Raw genomic sequence first — 15,561 nt, 5'->3', positions numbered from 1 at the left:
CCTCTGGTCGGTCAGACGCCGACCACGCTAAGTCATCACGCTAGGTTCGGCCCATGCCGACCGAACTCCTCGACTCCTGGACCAAGGCTGAGCACACCGCGGACGATCTCGAGGGCCAGCCGCTGACCTTCCCGACCTACCGCAAGGGCAGCGGGCCGGGGGTCATCGTGATCCACGAGGTCCCGGGGATGACGCCGCAGTTCATCGCCTTCGCCGAGGAGGTCGTGGCGGCCGGGTTCACCGTCGTCCTCCCCCACCTGTTCGGCACGCCGGGTGCACCGATCGGTGCCGTCAACGTGCCCACCGTGATCAGCAAGCTGTGCGTGAGCCGGGAGTTCGTCACGCTCGCGACCCGGCAGACGTCACCGGTCTCCGGGTGGCTGCGCAGCCTGGCCCGCGAGCTCCACTCCGACGTCGGCGGGCCGGGTGTAGGTGCGATCGGCATGTGCTTCACGGGAGGGTTCGCGCTCGGGATGATGGTCGACGACGCGATCGCCGCGCCGGTTCTCTGCCAGCCGTCGGTGCCTTTCGCCGTCACGCCCGGCCGGGGCCGCGACCTGGGTCTCTCCCCCGCCGACCTCGACGTGGTCAAGCGGCGTGCGGCAGGGGGATGCCAGGTGCTGGGGTTGCAGTACAAGGGCGACCCGATGACCGGGAGCCGGTTCGACACCCTCGACCGCGAGCTGGGCGAGGCCTTCATCCGCGTCGACTTTCCCGGCTACAAGCACTCCACCGTGACCCTGCACCGCCAGCAGGAGGGCGTCGACCGCGTGCTGGCGTTCCTCAGGGAGAAGCTGGCGGGCTGATCTCCACCGCGTCACCGAGGCTGATCGAACCACCCTCGAGCACCCGGAAGACCGTGCCGGCGCGGCGACGGAGCGCCTCCTGTGCACCACGCCCGATCGTGTCGTCGAGGAGCTTGCACGGCGCGGCCACCCGGACCGCCTCGAGCAGCACGGCACCGATCCGCAGTCGCGCACCCGGCTCGCGCGGCACCGCGCCGTGACTGATCGTCAGGTTGCGCCGGGTCAGCTCGGACAGGACCTCCGAGCCGAAGACGTCGGCGGCCTCGTCCAGGCTCTCCCGGCTCTGCACGGTCACGTGCCGGTGCTTCGTGCCGTGATAACGGTCGCCCACGATCCCCTTGCCGGCTTCTACCTCGACGACGTCCTTGGCCTGCATCGGCAGGCGAGACGCCTTGGCGAGGTGGATCGAGACGACGGTCGGGGTCACGGGGTCGAGTATCCCCACCGTCGTCTCGGACACACCAACCAGTGGGTGCCGGCCCTCGCGGCTCAACGAGCCACGAGGCCGACGGCCCCGCCGAGCCACGGAGGCTGGTCCGCCACGGTGCCGGCCATGATCGCCAGATAGCCCGCGTTGTAGAGGCCGAAGACGACGTTGACCACCCCGACGGCGGCAAGGAGGGTCACGAGCGTCGCCCATCGACCACCCCACCAACGAGGCCGCACCTCCCTGCATGCCGCGTCCCCGCGGTCACGGCGCGCAGCGGTCAGCAGTCCAGGGAACGCCCAGGCCGCGCCGATCGCCACGCCCTCATAGAGGGGCCACTGGTCCGGGTCGCCCGACCGCAGCGCTGGGCCGCCGACCTCGACGTAGGCGAGCAGATCCTGGGAGATGCCGGCGAGCTCGAAGCAGACGTCGAACGCCACCACCGCGACGTAGCCGACCACGAACGCGACCGCTCGCCCGAGACCTCGCCGGAGGAGCCAACCGACCAGCCCGGCGACGACCATCGTCAGAGCGGGCAGCAGTGCGAGGAACACCAGCCCCTCGAGGAGGAGCGCCTCGGGCAGCGGCTGGTAGGAATCGGGGACGAACGGGAGGTGCGTGGTCCAGTCACCGAAGTTGACGAACCCGTCGTTGAAACTGAACGTCCGGCGCCGGGCGTTGACCAGTGGCTCCTGCCAGTAGGCGCTCGCCCATGCCGCGGTCCAGAGGAGGGGCCAGGTCAGGCCCCGCTGCTGCCAGGAGGTCCAGCCGACGAGGACGAGCCAGACCGCTGCCAACCCGACGAGTGTGAGCTCGGCGGCGTGGACGTTGCGCGCGACATCCGCCGGCACGGGCCCGATGCTCCGGACCGGTCCGAGTTTCCCGGAGGTCAACCACGCGCCGTACGCGACGATCTGCACGAGCAGCGCGACGGAGCCGGTCGCCGCGAGCGCCGCGACGGGCCATCGGCGCGCGGTCACAGCGTCTCGAGAAGCCCGAGCGTCCCGAGGTCCCGCATCGCTGCCACGGACCGGGCGACCATCGCGGCGAACATGCGGTTGCCGCGCTCGGAGTCGGTGCTGCTGTAGGCGCAGCCGAGCACGGCGATGAGCGGTCCCTGGAGCATGCCGAACCGGTAGTCGTCCCAGCAATCCTCGACCGCGTAGTCCTCGACGCCGAGGTCGATCAGTCGTTGGTGGTAGGACGCCACCAACCCTTCCTCGGTGGCGCGCCGCGCGTCCGGCGCGAGCCCCGTGCCGAGCAGGAAGGCGACGTCACGGGCCGGGAGGCCGAGCGAGAGCGTCTGCCAGTCGACCGCCCACACCCGCCCGTCGGCGTGGAAGAGCAGGTTGTCGAGCCGGTAGTCGCCGTGGACCAGGGCGAAGCGCTCCGGGCGGGCGACCGACCAGGCGCCGGCGTACGGCGCGATCGCCCGAAGGTCCGCCGCGTCCGCGGCGCTCACGAGCCCGTCGAGCTTCCCCAGGGCGATCTCGACGGCGTCCTTGAAGACGGCGTCGAGCATGTCGGCCTCGTCCTTGCCTGCGAGGCTGAGTCCCTCGACCTCGAGCAGGGTCGGGTCACACCAGCGCGGGGCGTGCAGGCCAGCGAGGTTGTCCAGCGCCGCTGCGGCCTGGAGCGGCGTGCAGCCGCGCACCTGGTCGCCCTGGACGGCCGGGGCGAGGTCCTCGAGCAGCAGTGTGAAGACCCCGCGCTGCGCAGGGTCGGAGGAGATGGCCGCGTAGGACGTCGTCGGCACCCGGATCGACAATGTCGGCGCCAGCTGCGCGTAGAAGGTGGTCTCGATCGCGTAGGAGCCGTGCAGGAAGTCACGGCCCGCGGGATCCGCGGTCGGCAGCTTGGCGAGCAGGGTTGCGGGAAGACCGGGGTCACCCCGGAGCACGAGCCGGTAGCAGGCACCCATCTGACCGGTGCCGACCGGCGTGGCGGACACGTCGGAGACCTCCCTCCCGAGCGCCGCGGTGAGCCAGTCGGGGGTCAGCTCGTCGACGGACGCAACGGGGAGCACGCTCATGCCATCCGCCCCGGGTTGGCGGGCAGCTCCGGCTGCGCCGGACGTCGTACGGCGGCGTAGGCATCCACGACGGGAGCCAGCTGTGCCGGCGTGGAACCGTGCAGGATCACGCTGTCGACGCCGGTCGCGGAGAACGAGTCGGCCACCTGCTGCGCGCAGCTGGCCGCCGACCCCGTGATCGCACAGTCGAGCCACTCCTGCGGAATGACCTTCTCGGCGAGGTAGTCGAGCTGGTCGACGGTCGCGGCTGCGTCGAACGCACCCGAGAAGCCCGCGACCAGTTCGTCCTCGCGGAAGCGCTGCAGCGCGGCGGGGTCCCAGCCGTTGATCCGGACGAGCAGGTCGCCGTAGCCCTGGAGGTAGGTCGCGAGTCGGCCGACGGTCTTCTTGAGCACCACCTCGCGGGGCAGGGAGTCCTCGACCACGGCGGTGCACGCCCAGATCCGCAGTGCATCGGGATCACGGCCGGCCTGCTCCGCGCCAGCGCGGGCGGTCGCGACGCTCCGGGCGACGGCCTCGTCGCTCATGAAGGTGTGCAGCACCACCGCGTCGGCGATCTCGCCCGCTAGCGCCAGTGCCTTCGGGCCGAGCGCGACCATCAGGACCGGGATGTCCTCGGCGATCTCCTCGTCCATCAAGAACAGGAACGGATAGCGACCCGACGGCCCGTCGTGGTCGAACCGCTCGCCCCGCCACAGGCGTCGCTGGACCGCGACCGCGTCGCGCAGCTGCGCGTTGGTGATCCGCGGGACACCCATCAGGTCGAAGAGCATGTCGAACCCACGACCCAGCCCGAGCGCGAAGCGCCCACCGCTCATCCGGTGGGCGGTCGTCGCCATCGTCGCGGTGACGAGCGGGTGTCGGGTGTTGTGGTTGGTCGCGGCCGTGGCGATGCCGATGCGGTCCGTCGAGGCGGCAGCGGCGCCGCTCAACACCGCGGCGTCCTTGTAGTTGAAGCGCTCGGAGAGGAAGACCGCGCCCAGGCCGAGCTGCTCGGCCTCGCGGACTTCCTCCACCAGCGCGCGCGGGTCAGCGGCGTGGCCAGCCAGCCCGTAGAAGCCCAGCTCCGGAAACATGACAGCGACGCTAATCAGGTGCCCGGCGGTGGTCGATAGTTCGATCACCTACGTTCGGATAGCCGAACTCGTCAATCGGTAGCGAGACCCGCCGCGGTGAACCGAGCGAGCTGCTCGACGAACTCGGGGTCGAGCCCGTCGGGCCCCATCCGGTCCGGGACCGCACGGAGGTCCGCGCCGGCCAGCGAGGTCAGCACCCCGAACATGGCGATGCCGAGCCGGGAGCGGATCGCCGCCTCGTCGAGGGCCGGCAGCGCCCGCTGAGTGACCTCGACGACCATGGTCGAGAGGTCGGTGTTGCCCCGCACCGCGGAGATCCACAGGTTGTCGTTGGCCTGGGCCAGCTGGGTGAAGAGCTTGACCCAGCACAAGCCGCCCTCGGGGTCGGCATTGACCACATCAACCATCGGGACCAGCACCGCGTCGACCAGGTCGCGCGTCGTGACCGGACCGTCGGCGTCGAGGAGCGCGCGCAGCCGCGCGGAGAGCTCCCGGCCGACGGCCGCACCGCGCCGCCGCAGCACGGCCTCGACGAGCATCGGCTTGGTCGAGTGGTGGTAGAGCACAGCGGCCGAGGACACGCCTGCCTCACGCCCGATGGCACGCAGGGAGACGGCGCCGACACCGTCCTGCGCGAACATCCGCTCGGCGGTGTCGAGCAGGGCGGCCGGGACGTCGAGGTCGGCGCGAGGGCCGGGGCGACTCGACGGGGCTGCGGTCACCGGTTCAGCGTACGTCGGCCGGCCGGCACACCCGGCACGTGGTTAGGTGGCCGTTGCTCTCCCCGACCGGACGCAGGTCGTCACGGTGCGCGATGAGCGAGCAGTCGCGGCGATGCATGGTCGTGCCCTCCCCTGCCGTGACAGGGACTGCACCGAGGTCCACGCCCCGGTCGTCGGTCGCCGCTGCCCGGCTCGTGACGTCCGCGAGCAGGAGGAGCGTGTCCGCCAGGCGCTTCGACGACTCCCGCTCGTCGGCCGCGATCCGCGCGAGCCACGCGCCGAAGTAGAGGAAGCCGCCGGTGAAAGTGAGGCCCAGGCCCAGGAGGCCGCCGGAGACCAGGTAGGAGAGCTGGTCGTACTGGTAGGGCGTGTTGGCGGCGCCGTACCAGCCCAGGACGATGACGACCAGGCCGAGCGGCAGCAGGATCGCGCCGGCCCAGAACAAGACGACCTGCAGCAGTTGGCCGTAGGTGTCGCGCAGCGGCGCGATCCCGGATCCGGAGCTCTTGCTCACGCGAGGAAGTGCGGTGCTGGACATCTCATGCCTTTCGGAGATCGGGAAGTCCGGAATCAAGTCCGTGCGAACAGGCGGCGCCCCCGCCCAGGGCGGCGAGCCCCAGGCGTCGGAACCAGGTGCCGGCGAAGGCCGCTGCCGCGATGCTGCCAATGAGGAGCATTCCCGGGATCGAGAAGAGCGGCGGCAGTCCGGGCAGCGTCGGTGCGCTGGTGTCGACGAAGCCTCCGGCGTCGGTCGTCGGCGGCCCGGCGTCACCCGGAGGCGCGGCACCCGGGCCGGCGCCGGTGGACCCGCCGTTCTTCGGCGGCTTGCCGCCGGTCGTGTTGTCGGCGGGAGGGTCGGTCGTCTCTCCGGGCGGCGTGACCTCGATCGGCGGCTCGGTGTCGACGCTCGCCGAGGCGGTGCCGAGGGTGATGACGATCCTCGGCTTCAGGTCGCTCAGACCGCCGATGACACTCTTCAGTGGACCGGCCTGGTCGGGGAGCAGCTGCGCGAGAGCCGCCGCCGGCAACGCCCGAAGGACGGGTGCGAGCACCGCGGTGTCGATGACGACGATCAGCCCGGAGCTGGTGCTCGTCGCCTGGTCACCCTCGACCGTGCGGGTCGGCTCGGGCACCTGGATGCTGATGCCGAGCTGGAGCAGTGCGGTGGCAGGGTCGAGCGGCAGCCCGGGCAGGCTCAGCGGAGCTCCGTCGGCGACCAGTCCCTCCGGACCGATGGCGAACTCCTTGCCGGCCAGGGAGAGCGCACCCCAGTCGGCCCGGCCACCGGCCTCGCCCGTCGTCCCGTCCGTCACGGCGCGGGCCCGGACGTCGATCCCGCTCAGCGTGATCAGTCCTCCGAGCAACCGCACGTCGCCCAGGATCGTGCGCGACGCGCTCACCACGGGACCGTCCACGGCCGAGGTGCGGCTCGACGACGCAAAGCCCTCCAGGTCGATCAGCGTCGTGAGCGGCGCCGGCAGCCCGGGTACGCCGGCGTCGGCAGTCGTCGCTGTGCCTCGCGGCAGCGCGTCGAGCTGACCGAGTCCGCTCAGCAGACCCAGCAACCCGTCCAGCGAGGGCGACCCGCCCCCGCCGTCGGGGCCGTCGGACTCGGGATCGCTGACGCCGCTGTCGGGCGAGAAGCCTCCCTGCGCGCTCGCCGTCTTGTCCCCCGCCGTCGTGCGCATGACCATCCCGGGCAGCGGCTCGTCGGTCTGCTCGGTGAGGTCGGAGGGATAGGAGGAGTTGACCTGCACGGGGTAGCCGTCGTCGAACGCGTCCGGCGGCAGGCCGAGCTGCTCCGCGAAGGTCGGTAGCCCCTCGCCCACCGAGTCGCCCGGCCACAGGTAGCTGGCGCGGCCCTTGGAGCTGCCGGAGTCCGCTGCGACCTTGGTGTAGCCGAGGGCGACCTCGGCCTGGGGGGTGGCCGGGATCGGGATGCTCGGCTCGTAGATCTCCACATGGATCGGCGCGGCGGACGCGACCGAGCTGAAGCCGCCATAGGCGGGCGCTGACTCGTCGGCGTGCGCGGCCGGCGCGGTCGGCGGCAGCACGAGCGCCACCAGACCTGCGGCCACCGCTGCTCGGGCGAGCGGGACGACGGCTGACCTGACTCGGCTCATGCTGCACCTCCGAGGATGACGTCGGCCATTGTGGCCAGGATCTCGCCGGGTTCGCCGCTCGCGACGATCCGGCCGTTGCTCATCACCGCGGCGTAGTCCGAGACCCGCAGCGCGGTCCGGGCGAACTGCTCGATGCAGAGGATCGAGACGCCCGACTCGGCGATCCGGGCCACGGTGTCGTAGAGCTCGTCCACGATCAGCGGAGCCAGACCCATCGAGAGCTCGTCGAGCAGCAGCAGCGCCGGGTCGGAGGCCAGCGCGCGCGACATCGCGAGCATCTGCTGCTCGCCGCCCGACAGGGTGCCGGCGAGCTGACGACGGCGCTCGTGCAACCGCGGGAAGTAGCTGAACGCGGTGTCCAGTACGGCCGGCGCGGGCACGCCGGCGTACGACATCAGGCGGAGGTTCTCCTCCACCGTGAGATTCGGGAAGACCGACCGGCCCTCCGGGATGGTGCAGAGGCCGACTCGCGCGAGGTCGTCGGGCTTCGCCCCCTTCACGTGTACGCCGGCCAGGTGGATGTCGCCCGAGGTGGCGGCCTTCTGGCCAGAGATCACCTTGACCAGGGTCGACTTGCCGGCGCCGTTGGGTCCGAGGAGGGCCATCACCGCGCCCTTGGGGACGGCGAGATCAACGCCGCGCAGCACCTCGATGCGGCCATAGGCGGCGTGGAGGTCGATCACCTCGAGGATCGGGACCGTCATGCCTGTGCCTCCATCGGCTCGCGCACCGGTTCGTCGGAGTAGCCGAGGTAGGCCTGTTGCACCCGGGCGTCGGCCCGGATCTCGGCAGGCGACCCGGATGCGATGACCTCGCCGAAGTCGAGCACGTGGATGGTGTCGCACACGTTCATCACGAGGTCCATGTCGTGCTCCACCATCAAGATCCCGCGTCCCTCGGCGGCCAGCTCGCGGAGCAGCGCACCGAACGCCTCCGACTCGGCCTCGTCCAGGCCCGAGGACGGCTCGTCGAGAAGGAGCAGGTGGGGATCGCAAGCCAGACAGCGGGCGAGCTCGAGGAGTCGCGCGGCACCGGTCGGGATCGCATCGGCGCGCTCCCCGGCGTAGTCGCTGATGCCGACCCGCTCGAGGAGCGCCTCGACATCGGCCGCCCCGGGCTTGAGCACACCCCTGAAGCCGCGATGGATGTCGAAGGCGACCCGGACATTGTCGCGAACGGACAGCGAACCGAAGGCCTCCAGCCGCTGGAAGGTGCGGCCGATCCCCTTGCGGGCGCGGCGGTGCACGGCTGAGGACGTGATCGACCGACCTTGGAAGTGCACCTTGCCCTTGGTCGGCTTCTGCAGGCCGCTGATGACGTTGAAGCACGTCGTCTTACCGGCACCGTTCGGGCCGATCAGTCCGGTGATCGCGCCGCCGTCGGCGGTGAAGGACGCTTCGTTCACGGCGGTCACGCCGCCGAAGCGCACGACCACCCGGTCGACCTCGAGCAGGGTCATCGCACACTCCCTTCGATCGCCGCGTCGTCCGAGACGTCACCCATCGTCCGAAGTGGCACCTCGGCCGCACCCGCTGCGGCCAGGTCCACCGAGCCGCCCTGGGGCAGCAGGCCGTCGAGCCGCTCTCGCAGCTGCGGTTCGAACCGATCGCGCACCAGTCGGCCCACCTTGAACAGGAGGTTGGCCAACCCGTTGGGATCGCGACCGAGCGCGACCGCCCCGAAGCCGACCAGGACGAAGAGCACGCCGGCCAACGAGGGGTGATCCGACTGCCAGACCGGCATCAGCATCAGCGCGATGCCACCGAGCAGCGCGCCGGTCACGGAGGTGACCCCGAAGACGACCGCGAGCAGCAACATCAGCAACGACTGGAAGTAGAGGAAGTCCGCGGCACCGACGCTGCCGCGCAGGCCGGCGAACAGGGCCCCGGCAAGACCGGCGATCGAGGCCGAGAGCCCGAACAGGCCGACCCGGAACCACCGCAGGTCGAGCCCGAGGGTGCCGCACGCCGACGGGCTGTCCCGCATCGCGATGAGGAGCCTGCCGAGCGTGCCGCGCCGCAGCGCGAGCACGCCGAGCCCCACGAGCACGAAGACGAGCACCATCACCCAGACGTAGACCGCGTCGGTCCCGAGGCTCACCCCAGCAACCGAGAGACGCTCGGTCTGCAGGGTGCCGTTGAACTTGTAGGCCCAGTCCTGCTGGAAGATCATCTTGTCCATCAGCACCGCGAAGGCGAGGGTCGACAGCGCCAGGTAGAGGCCGGTGAGCCGCAGCACCGGGATCGCGACGAGCGCCCCGACCAGCCCGGCGATCACCGCGGACATCGCGAGCCCCCACAGGTTGGGCTCGTCGAGCTTCGCGTAGGCCAGGGCACCGACCCCGGCGAAGGTGAACTGAGCGAGCGAGACGTGACCGCCGTAGCCGGTCAGGAGCACCATCGACAGCATGACGATCGCGTAGGTCGCCGCCGTGCCCATCAGCAGCGCGTCGGCCGTCGAGGCCCCGGCGACGAGCACCGCCGCCACCGCGAGCAGGCCACCGCCCCAGCCCACGGCGTTGCGGAAGCTGGGGACCGGTGCGGTCACGATGCCCTTGACCTGGCCGATCCGGAGCTGGGCCTGCGGCAGCGCGATCATCACGGCGAAGAGGAAGAGTGCCGGGATCACCGGACGGATCGTCGACCAGAAGCCATCGGTCGGCAGGTAGGCAACGGCGTAGGACTCCGCGATGCCCAGCCCCATCGCTCCGGCGAAGGTCAGCGGCAGGCTCTTGAGGCGGCCGAGCATCGCCGCGGCATACGCGTTGATCACGAGGAGCGTCAGCGCGTAGTAGTCGAGGCCGACGGTCGGCGTCAGCAGGATGCCGCCGAGGGCCGCCAGAGAGATGCCGATCGCCCACGAGAGCGCGGCCACCGTGTCGGGGCGGCCGCCGAAGAGCTTGAGCAGCTCGGGGTTGTCGACCGATGCCCGCATCGCGGTGCCGATCCGGGTGTGGTTGAGGAGGGCGTAGAGCAGCCCGGCCACCGCGATGGAGCACGCGATCGTGATCAGCTGGTGGGCGGTGACGTAGGTGTCGCCGATCTCGAAGCCCGACTCCGGCTTGAAGGGCAGCACCACCCTCGGGGCCGGCGGCCAGACCTGTTGCGCGACACCGATCAGGCCGACGAGCAGGCCCACCGTCACGACCAGGGAGACCGAGACCGGTCCCTCTCCGAGTCCGCGCGCCACGAAGCGCTGGGTGAACCAGCCGATGGCCGGGGCGACGACGAGCAGCACGAGGAGGAGGCCCACCAGGGCAGGCATGCCCTGGCGCTCGGTGAAGTCCCAGAAGGTGAAGGCGAGGACCATGCCGAACGCGCCATGCGCGATGTTGAAGACCCTGGTCGTCGTGTAGGTCAGCACCATCCCGCTCGCGACGATCGCGTAGGCAGCACCGGTGAAGAGCCCGAGCAGCGTGAAGGCGAACAGCGAGGACATGTCAGTTGGCCTTCACCACATGGCCGCACATGTAGGACCCCGGCGACACCTTGTGCCACGAGCCGCCCGAGTACTTGATCACCGACGTGCACGGCGAGGTGGTGCGACCACCGACGTTCTGCGGCACGTGGAGGCCGTTGCCGGTCCAGCCGCTGGTCTTCTTCAGCTCGGCGATCATCGTCGAGCGGGAGAGCTTGCCGCCGAGAGCGATCGCCTTCTCCACGAAGAGGCGTGCCGCGGACCAGGCGTAGAGGCCGTAGTAGTTCGGGATCGCGCCGGGCTTCACCTGCTGCAGCCAGGAGAGGTAGGTCTGCATCTCCGGGTTGGACTTGTTCTCGAACAGGTCGGTGGTCGAGTAGACGAAGACGTTGTCAGCGAGGCTGCCGGCCTGGCTCACGTAGCGGCCGTCGTAGATCGTCGGGTCCTGCATGTAGACGTCCGGATCGTAGCCCTGCTGCTGCATGGCCTGCTGGAGCTTCACCGTGTTCTGGTAGGGCCCCGTGTAGATCACCATCTTGATGCCCTTGTCCTTGAGCTGCTGGACGTAAGGGGCGAAGTTGAACTCCGCCACGTCGATGCCCTGGACGTAGTCGACGCCCCAGCCCGCCCGCTCCCACACGTCGGACTGGTACTTCACGTTCTCAGGAGCCGCACCGGCGTTGATGTAGAGCACGCCGACATGAGCGGCGGCGTCCGGGTACTCCTTGAGGAACCACTTCGCGTAGGAGTCCGGGACCAGGTCGGGCTGGGTGGCGTATGTCGCGAAGCAGGTCGAGCAGCTGCCACGCTCTGAGGACGTCGCGACCGCGCGGATGTCCGGGAGGCCGCAGCCCTGGGCGACACCGGCGCCGCCGGAGTCGAAGGCCGACATCGAGCCGACGGCGGCGAACGCCTCGTCGCACGCCTTCGCGTAGGCCTGCTGGTCGGCACCGGCATCGGCGCGGCTGTCGAGGTTGAGCACCTCGAGCTTGCGGCCGCAGACGTCTCCCTGCGAGTTGAAGAACTCGACGTAGGCGCGGACGGCCTGCTGAGTGGCCTCGAAGATGCCGGGCACCGGCCCGGAGATGTCGGAGGCGTTGGCGATCACGATCTTGTCGTCGGTGACACCGGTCTGGTTCTTGAACCCGTCGCACGAGGCGGCCTTCGCGCCGCCGGTCGCGCCGCCCTTCCCGCCGTTGCTCCCGCCCGTGCCGCCGGTGGAGCCCGAGCCATCGCCGGTCCCACCGGTGCTCCCGGTCCCGCCGGTCCCGCCCGGACCCCCGGTGCCACCGGGGCCCGCTCCAGCGTCGCCAGCCGGCCCCGCGCCCGTGTCTCCGCCGAGTCCGGCGTCGGCGTTGAGTGCACCGTCGCCGCCCTGCTGGCCGCCGGCATTGGCCACCGTCTGGGGGTCGAGCTGCGACCCACAGGCAGCGAGCAGCAGGACCACGACGACGGCAACGCTGGTGACCAGGGATCTACGGAGCACGGATGCCCACCTCTCGGGTTGGGGGAAACCGATGGGAGAAGGATCGAATGAGAACGTGTTCTACCGCGCGATACAACTACTAATCACTTGATAAGACACGCGCTTCTTCGCCCTGTTCAGATATTCGAACCGCCGACTACGATCGCTCCGCCATGACTGACCCGTCTCCCCCGACCTCCCGCGTGGTCGACATCCTCGAACTCGTCGCCTCCCGCGACCCGCAGAGCCTGCGCGCCGCGGATCTCTCCCGGGAGCTCGGGATCTCCAAGGCGACCGGCCACGCGATCGTGCAGACGCTGTGCGAACGGGGTTGGCTGGTCCGCGACGTGACCACGAAGACCCTGAGCCTCGGGCCGGGCCTCGGACCCGTCGCCCGCGCCGCCCACGAACAGCGGCGCGCGAGCGGGCGCGCCCTGGAGGCCGCGCGCGGTCTGGCCGCCACCACGGGCTACACGGCATCGGTCGTGGAGCTCGTCGGCACCACCATGTTCGTCTCGAGCGTGGACCCCGGCGACCCGACCGGTCCCACCCTCGAGCACCGGGTGACCTACGCCGCCCCCTTCGGCAGCCTGTTCGCCGCCTGGGCATCCCCGGGGGACCGGGCGGACTGGTTCCGGCGCGGCCTGGTGACCGGGCCGGCCGCGACGTCGTACGGCGCGTTCCTCGACCAGGCGCGCAACGAAGGCGTCCTCGTGGAGCGGATGAGTCCGATCGTCGAGCACGTCACTCCCCTGCTGGAGGCATCCGAGTCCGGGACTGTGTCGGCCGACCTGCGCCGCATGGTCCGTGCCGTCGTCGACGAGGTGGTCCGCGCCGGCATCCCCCAGCGCAAGAGGTCCGCGGACCCGCAACCGGTGACGTCGGTCGCCGCTCCCGTGCTCGCCGCGGACGGGCGCATGTCGGTCGCGCTGGTCGTCCACCCGCTCCAGGCGATCAGCGCGCGTGAGCTGCACCGCGCCAAGACGCTGGTCGTCCGGGCCGCCGAAGCCGTCAGTCGATCCGCCGTGACGGCGGACGCGGCAGGTCCGCGGTCCCACCACCCCACGCCGGAACCCTCACTGCTCGGTTGACCTCGGCCAGCTCGCTGTCGATCTGCTCGCGGGAGCGACCCGACGCAATGAGCTCGACCTGGATCTCGAGGGCCGTTGCGAGCGCCGCGTCGTGGTCGCCGAGCATCGTCTGCACCCGGGCGAGCGTGGTCAGCAGCGCCCGCCGATGCGCCCCCGGCGCCGACGCCATCCGGACCGCGTTGACCGCGTGGGGCAAGGCGTCCTCGGGCCGTCCGACGTCGATCAGCGCTTCGGCGACGTTGGCCTCGCACACCTCCAGGTCCACCTCCGTGTCCATGATCCTGGCCTCGAGCAGCTCGCGCTCGTAGTGCCCGAGGGCGGCCTGATAGTCGCCTGCAGCACTAGCCACGCATCCGCGGAGCGTGCTGATCGCGCGCCGCTCGATCGGGTGGGCCGCGGGGCTCAGCGCGTAGGGCAGGTAGCCCTCAAGGTGCCGCGCGGCCGAGTCGGTGTCGCCTGACTCGGAGTAGTGCCACACCAGGTGGTAGGGAGGTTGGCTGCAGCGAAATACACCCCGAACCGATCGGCCGCCTCGCAGATCGCCTCGATCCGCGCTGCATCGAGTCTCGGCAGTCCGACGATCTGCCGGATGGACAAGGCGCTGGCGGTGCAGAGTGCGTCGTCACGGCTCGCAGGGAGCGGGCCGGCAAGGATGCGATCGGCGAGCTCGACGATCCGCTCGCCAGGGTCGCGTTCGTAGGCGATCGCGCGCACGCGCTCCCACAGCTTCCCGATGTCGCGGACACCGTCGTCGACGGCCTGCTCGAGTGCTGCTTCGAGCGCCTGCACCTCGCCGGTGGGGACGTCGTCCCACCGGCGAGCGACCCGGTAGTCGCGCTCCGCCACCGCAAGGGCCCAGGCGCGAAGACCCCGCCGCGCCGCCTGCGCCAGGTCCGGGTCGGCCAGCCGGCGACGCTGCGCCGCATGCCGGATCGTGTCGAGGATCCGATAGCTCTCCCCGTCGAGGTCGACCAGGCTGCCGCGGGCGAGGTGGCGCACCGCGTCGGCCTCACAACCCTCCACCGCACCGAGGATCGCCGCGGCCATCGGGAGGTCGAACCGACCGGGGAGGACGGACAGCACCAGGAGCGCGCGTCGACGCTCCTCCGGGAGACGGTCCAGGCTCCACGCGAGCACCGCGTCGAGGCTGCGTTGCCGAGCCTGGCCGCCTCGGCGCGCCAGGTCGTCGGTGCCGTGCTCGGCGATCTGGACCAGCTGCTCGAGCGTGGTCGAACCCGCGTGCGTCGCAGCGAGCTCGATCGCCAGCGGGAGTCCATCCAGGGCGTCGCACAACCGGTCGACGAGTGGGACCGAGTCGTCACTCACGGTCGCGCCGCTGGCCCACGCGCGCTGCGTGAAGAGCTCGATCCGCGCCGCGTGGCCGACGAAGGGTCCCAGGCGCCACACCCGCTCCCCCGGGACCTGGAGCGGCTCGCGGCTCGTGCACAGCAGGCGCAGCGACGGGCAGGCCTGCTCGAGATCAGCGACGAGGTCGGCCACGGCGTCGAGCACGTGCTCGCAGTTGTCGAGCACGAGCAGCACGTCGTCCCGGCGTCGCAGCTCACTGGCGAGCGCACCCACCTCCCCGGAGCCGATCCCGAGCACCGCGGCCACCGCGGCCGGCACCTGGTCACCGGAGTTCACCGAGGCCAGCTCGACGAGCCAGGCGCCGCCCTTGAGCCCCGTGGCGATCTCCAGGAGCAGCTCGGAGACGATCCGGGTCTTGCCCAGCCCTCCGGGCCCGACGACGGTCACCAGCGGGTGCTCCTCGACCTCCCGCCGCAGATCGGCCAGCTCCCTGGTCCGCCCGACGAAGCCGGTCACCGGGATCCGCACATTGGTGCGGCGCGAGGGCGACCCCCGCAGCGGCGTCTCGTCGCCGCACACCCGCCACAGCTCGACCGGGTCGGCGACGTCCTTCAGGTCGTAGTCGCCGACACACACGCCGACCGGCTCGGGCAGCTCGGCCTGCGTGGCCGCCGAGACGACGACCTGGCCGGCACCCACGGTGGAGGTCACGCGCGCCGCCACGTTGACCGCGAGGGCGACGTAGTCGTCGGCCACGGGCACGGCGTCGCCCGTGTGCACCCCGGCGCGGACCGTCAGCCGTGGTCCCGCGTGACCCGCATCGGAGACTGCTGCCAGCTCGTCCTGCAGCGCGACCAGCGCGTCGATCGCGCCCCGGGCGTCCGGGAAGGCGAGAAACGCACCGTCGCCCTCGGTCTTCACGACCGTGCCGCCGTGGTGCTCGGTCTGACGGGCCACGCGGTCCTGCAGCACCGCCAGCGCTGTCACGAAGGCGTCACCGTGCTCCGCGAACGTCCGGGTGCTCTCCACCACGTCGACGAACGCGAACGTCACCCTGCCGCGCGGCAGACGGCGCTCCACTCCCCCATTGGACC

Annotated in this window: 15 protein-coding genes; 2 read left to right on the top strand and 13 right to left on the bottom strand. The window is 71.0% G+C overall.

Annotated elements, in window-relative coordinates; translation table 11 throughout:
• Positions 1–53: 53 nt before the first annotated feature.
• Complete coding sequence (locus F0U44_RS19055; RefSeq protein ID WP_149729955.1) at positions 54–806, top strand: dienelactone hydrolase family protein; 753 nt, start codon at positions 54–56, stop codon at positions 804–806.
• Here F0U44_RS19055 and F0U44_RS19050 read toward each other — a convergent pair.
• From F0U44_RS19050 to F0U44_RS19000, 11 genes are all read right to left on the bottom strand, one after another.
• Positions 784–1,233: an MOSC domain-containing protein gene (locus F0U44_RS19050; protein WP_223163756.1), complete on the bottom strand. Its 450-nt coding sequence runs from the start codon at positions 1,231–1,233 to the stop codon at positions 784–786. The two genes, F0U44_RS19055 and F0U44_RS19050, sit on opposite strands and share 23 nt — an antisense overlap.
• A 62-nt stretch (positions 1,234–1,295) precedes the next feature.
• The gene (locus tag F0U44_RS19045; RefSeq protein ID WP_188113563.1) at positions 1,296–2,213 is read right to left on the bottom strand and encodes a spirocyclase AveC family protein; all 918 of its coding nucleotides are present in this window, start codon (positions 2,211–2,213) and stop codon (positions 1,296–1,298) included.
• Positions 2,210–3,265: a phosphotransferase family protein gene (locus tag F0U44_RS19040; protein ID WP_149729953.1), complete on the bottom strand. Its 1,056-nt coding sequence runs from the start codon at positions 3,263–3,265 to the stop codon at positions 2,210–2,212. The genes F0U44_RS19045 and F0U44_RS19040 overlap by 4 nt, the downstream gene beginning before the upstream one ends.
• Entirely contained in the window at positions 3,262–4,341 is a 1,080-nt protein-coding gene (locus tag F0U44_RS19035; protein WP_149729952.1) for a TIGR03857 family LLM class F420-dependent oxidoreductase, read from the bottom strand. The genes F0U44_RS19040 and F0U44_RS19035 overlap by 4 nt, the downstream gene beginning before the upstream one ends.
• A 71-nt stretch (positions 4,342–4,412) precedes the next feature.
• Positions 4,413–5,063, bottom strand: coding sequence for a TetR/AcrR family transcriptional regulator (locus F0U44_RS19030; RefSeq protein WP_149729951.1), 651 nt, complete (start codon positions 5,061–5,063; stop codon positions 4,413–4,415).
• Positions 5,064–5,067: 4 nt separating this feature from the next.
• A complete protein-coding gene (locus F0U44_RS19025; protein WP_149729950.1) occupies positions 5,068–5,577 on the bottom strand; it encodes a hypothetical protein in 510 nt (169 codons plus the stop codon).
• 25 nt (positions 5,578–5,602) lie between these two features.
• Positions 5,603–7,186 (bottom strand): hypothetical protein, encoded by a 1,584-nt coding sequence (locus tag F0U44_RS19020; RefSeq protein ID WP_149729949.1) that lies wholly within the window; start codon positions 7,184–7,186, stop codon positions 5,603–5,605.
• The gene (locus F0U44_RS19015; protein WP_149729948.1) at positions 7,183–7,890 is read right to left on the bottom strand and encodes an ABC transporter ATP-binding protein; all 708 of its coding nucleotides are present in this window, start codon (positions 7,888–7,890) and stop codon (positions 7,183–7,185) included. The genes F0U44_RS19020 and F0U44_RS19015 overlap by 4 nt, the downstream gene beginning before the upstream one ends.
• A complete protein-coding gene (locus tag F0U44_RS19010) occupies positions 7,887–8,645 on the bottom strand; it encodes an ABC transporter ATP-binding protein (protein ID WP_149729947.1) in 759 nt (252 codons plus the stop codon). The genes F0U44_RS19015 and F0U44_RS19010 overlap by 4 nt, the downstream gene beginning before the upstream one ends.
• Positions 8,642–10,624 (bottom strand): ABC transporter permease, encoded by a 1,983-nt coding sequence (locus F0U44_RS19005; RefSeq protein ID WP_149729946.1) that lies wholly within the window; start codon positions 10,622–10,624, stop codon positions 8,642–8,644. Before F0U44_RS19005 ends, F0U44_RS19010 begins: the two co-directional genes overlap by 4 nt.
• Before the next feature lies 1 nt (position 10,625).
• On the bottom strand, positions 10,626–12,089 hold the full coding sequence (locus tag F0U44_RS19000) for an ABC transporter substrate-binding protein (protein WP_188113562.1): 1,464 nt from the start codon (positions 12,087–12,089) through the stop codon (positions 10,626–10,628).
• A 152-nt stretch (positions 12,090–12,241) separates the two neighbouring features.
• Between F0U44_RS19000 and F0U44_RS18995 the strand changes: the two genes are divergently transcribed.
• Positions 12,242–13,159 carry a helix-turn-helix domain-containing protein gene (locus F0U44_RS18995; RefSeq protein ID WP_149729944.1) on the top strand — a complete coding sequence of 306 codons (918 nt, stop codon included), beginning with the start codon at positions 12,242–12,244 and terminating at the stop codon, positions 13,157–13,159.
• On the opposite strand, the gene F0U44_RS18990 is transcribed toward F0U44_RS18995, so the two are convergent.
• The gene (locus F0U44_RS18990; protein WP_149729943.1) at positions 13,080–13,508 is read right to left on the bottom strand and encodes a hypothetical protein; all 429 of its coding nucleotides are present in this window, start codon (positions 13,506–13,508) and stop codon (positions 13,080–13,082) included. The genes F0U44_RS18995 and F0U44_RS18990 overlap by 80 nt on opposite strands.
• Positions 13,509–13,561: 53 nt before the next feature.
• Positions 13,562–15,547: an ATP-binding protein gene (locus F0U44_RS18985; protein ID WP_149729942.1), complete on the bottom strand. Its 1,986-nt coding sequence runs from the start codon at positions 15,545–15,547 to the stop codon at positions 13,562–13,564.
• Between the last annotated feature and the right edge of the window lie 14 nt (positions 15,548–15,561).

Origin of the sequence: Nocardioides humilatus, from assembly GCF_008373755.1 — a bacterium.
Taxonomy (GTDB): domain Bacteria; phylum Actinomycetota; class Actinomycetes; order Propionibacteriales; family Nocardioidaceae; genus Nocardioides; species Nocardioides humilatus.
The sequence above is the reverse complement of the archived record's forward strand: the minus strand, read 5'-3'. Positions and strand labels throughout refer to the sequence as shown.

Excerpts from the sequence above, each read along its gene's own strand:
- F0U44_RS19055 (WP_149729955.1), top strand. The coding sequence starts at position 54 with ATGCCGACCGAACTCCTCGACTCCTGGACCAAGGCTGAGCACACCGCG.
- F0U44_RS19040 (WP_149729953.1), bottom strand. The coding sequence starts at position 3,265 with ATGAGCGTGCTCCCCGTTGCGTCCGTCGACGAGCTGACCCCCGACTGG.
- F0U44_RS19035 (WP_149729952.1), bottom strand. The coding sequence starts at position 4,341 with ATGTTTCCGGAGCTGGGCTTCTACGGGCTGGCTGGCCACGCCGCTGAC.
- F0U44_RS19020 (WP_149729949.1), bottom strand. The coding sequence starts at position 7,186 with ATGAGCCGAGTCAGGTCAGCCGTCGTCCCGCTCGCCCGAGCAGCGGTG.
- F0U44_RS19015 (WP_149729948.1), bottom strand. The coding sequence starts at position 7,890 with ATGACGGTCCCGATCCTCGAGGTGATCGACCTCCACGCCGCCTATGGC.
- F0U44_RS19010 (WP_149729947.1), bottom strand. The coding sequence starts at position 8,645 with ATGACCCTGCTCGAGGTCGACCGGGTGGTCGTGCGCTTCGGCGGCGTG.
- F0U44_RS19005 (WP_149729946.1), bottom strand. The coding sequence starts at position 10,624 with ATGTCCTCGCTGTTCGCCTTCACGCTGCTCGGGCTCTTCACCGGTGCT.
- F0U44_RS18995 (WP_149729944.1), top strand. The coding sequence starts at position 12,242 with ATGACTGACCCGTCTCCCCCGACCTCCCGCGTGGTCGACATCCTCGAA.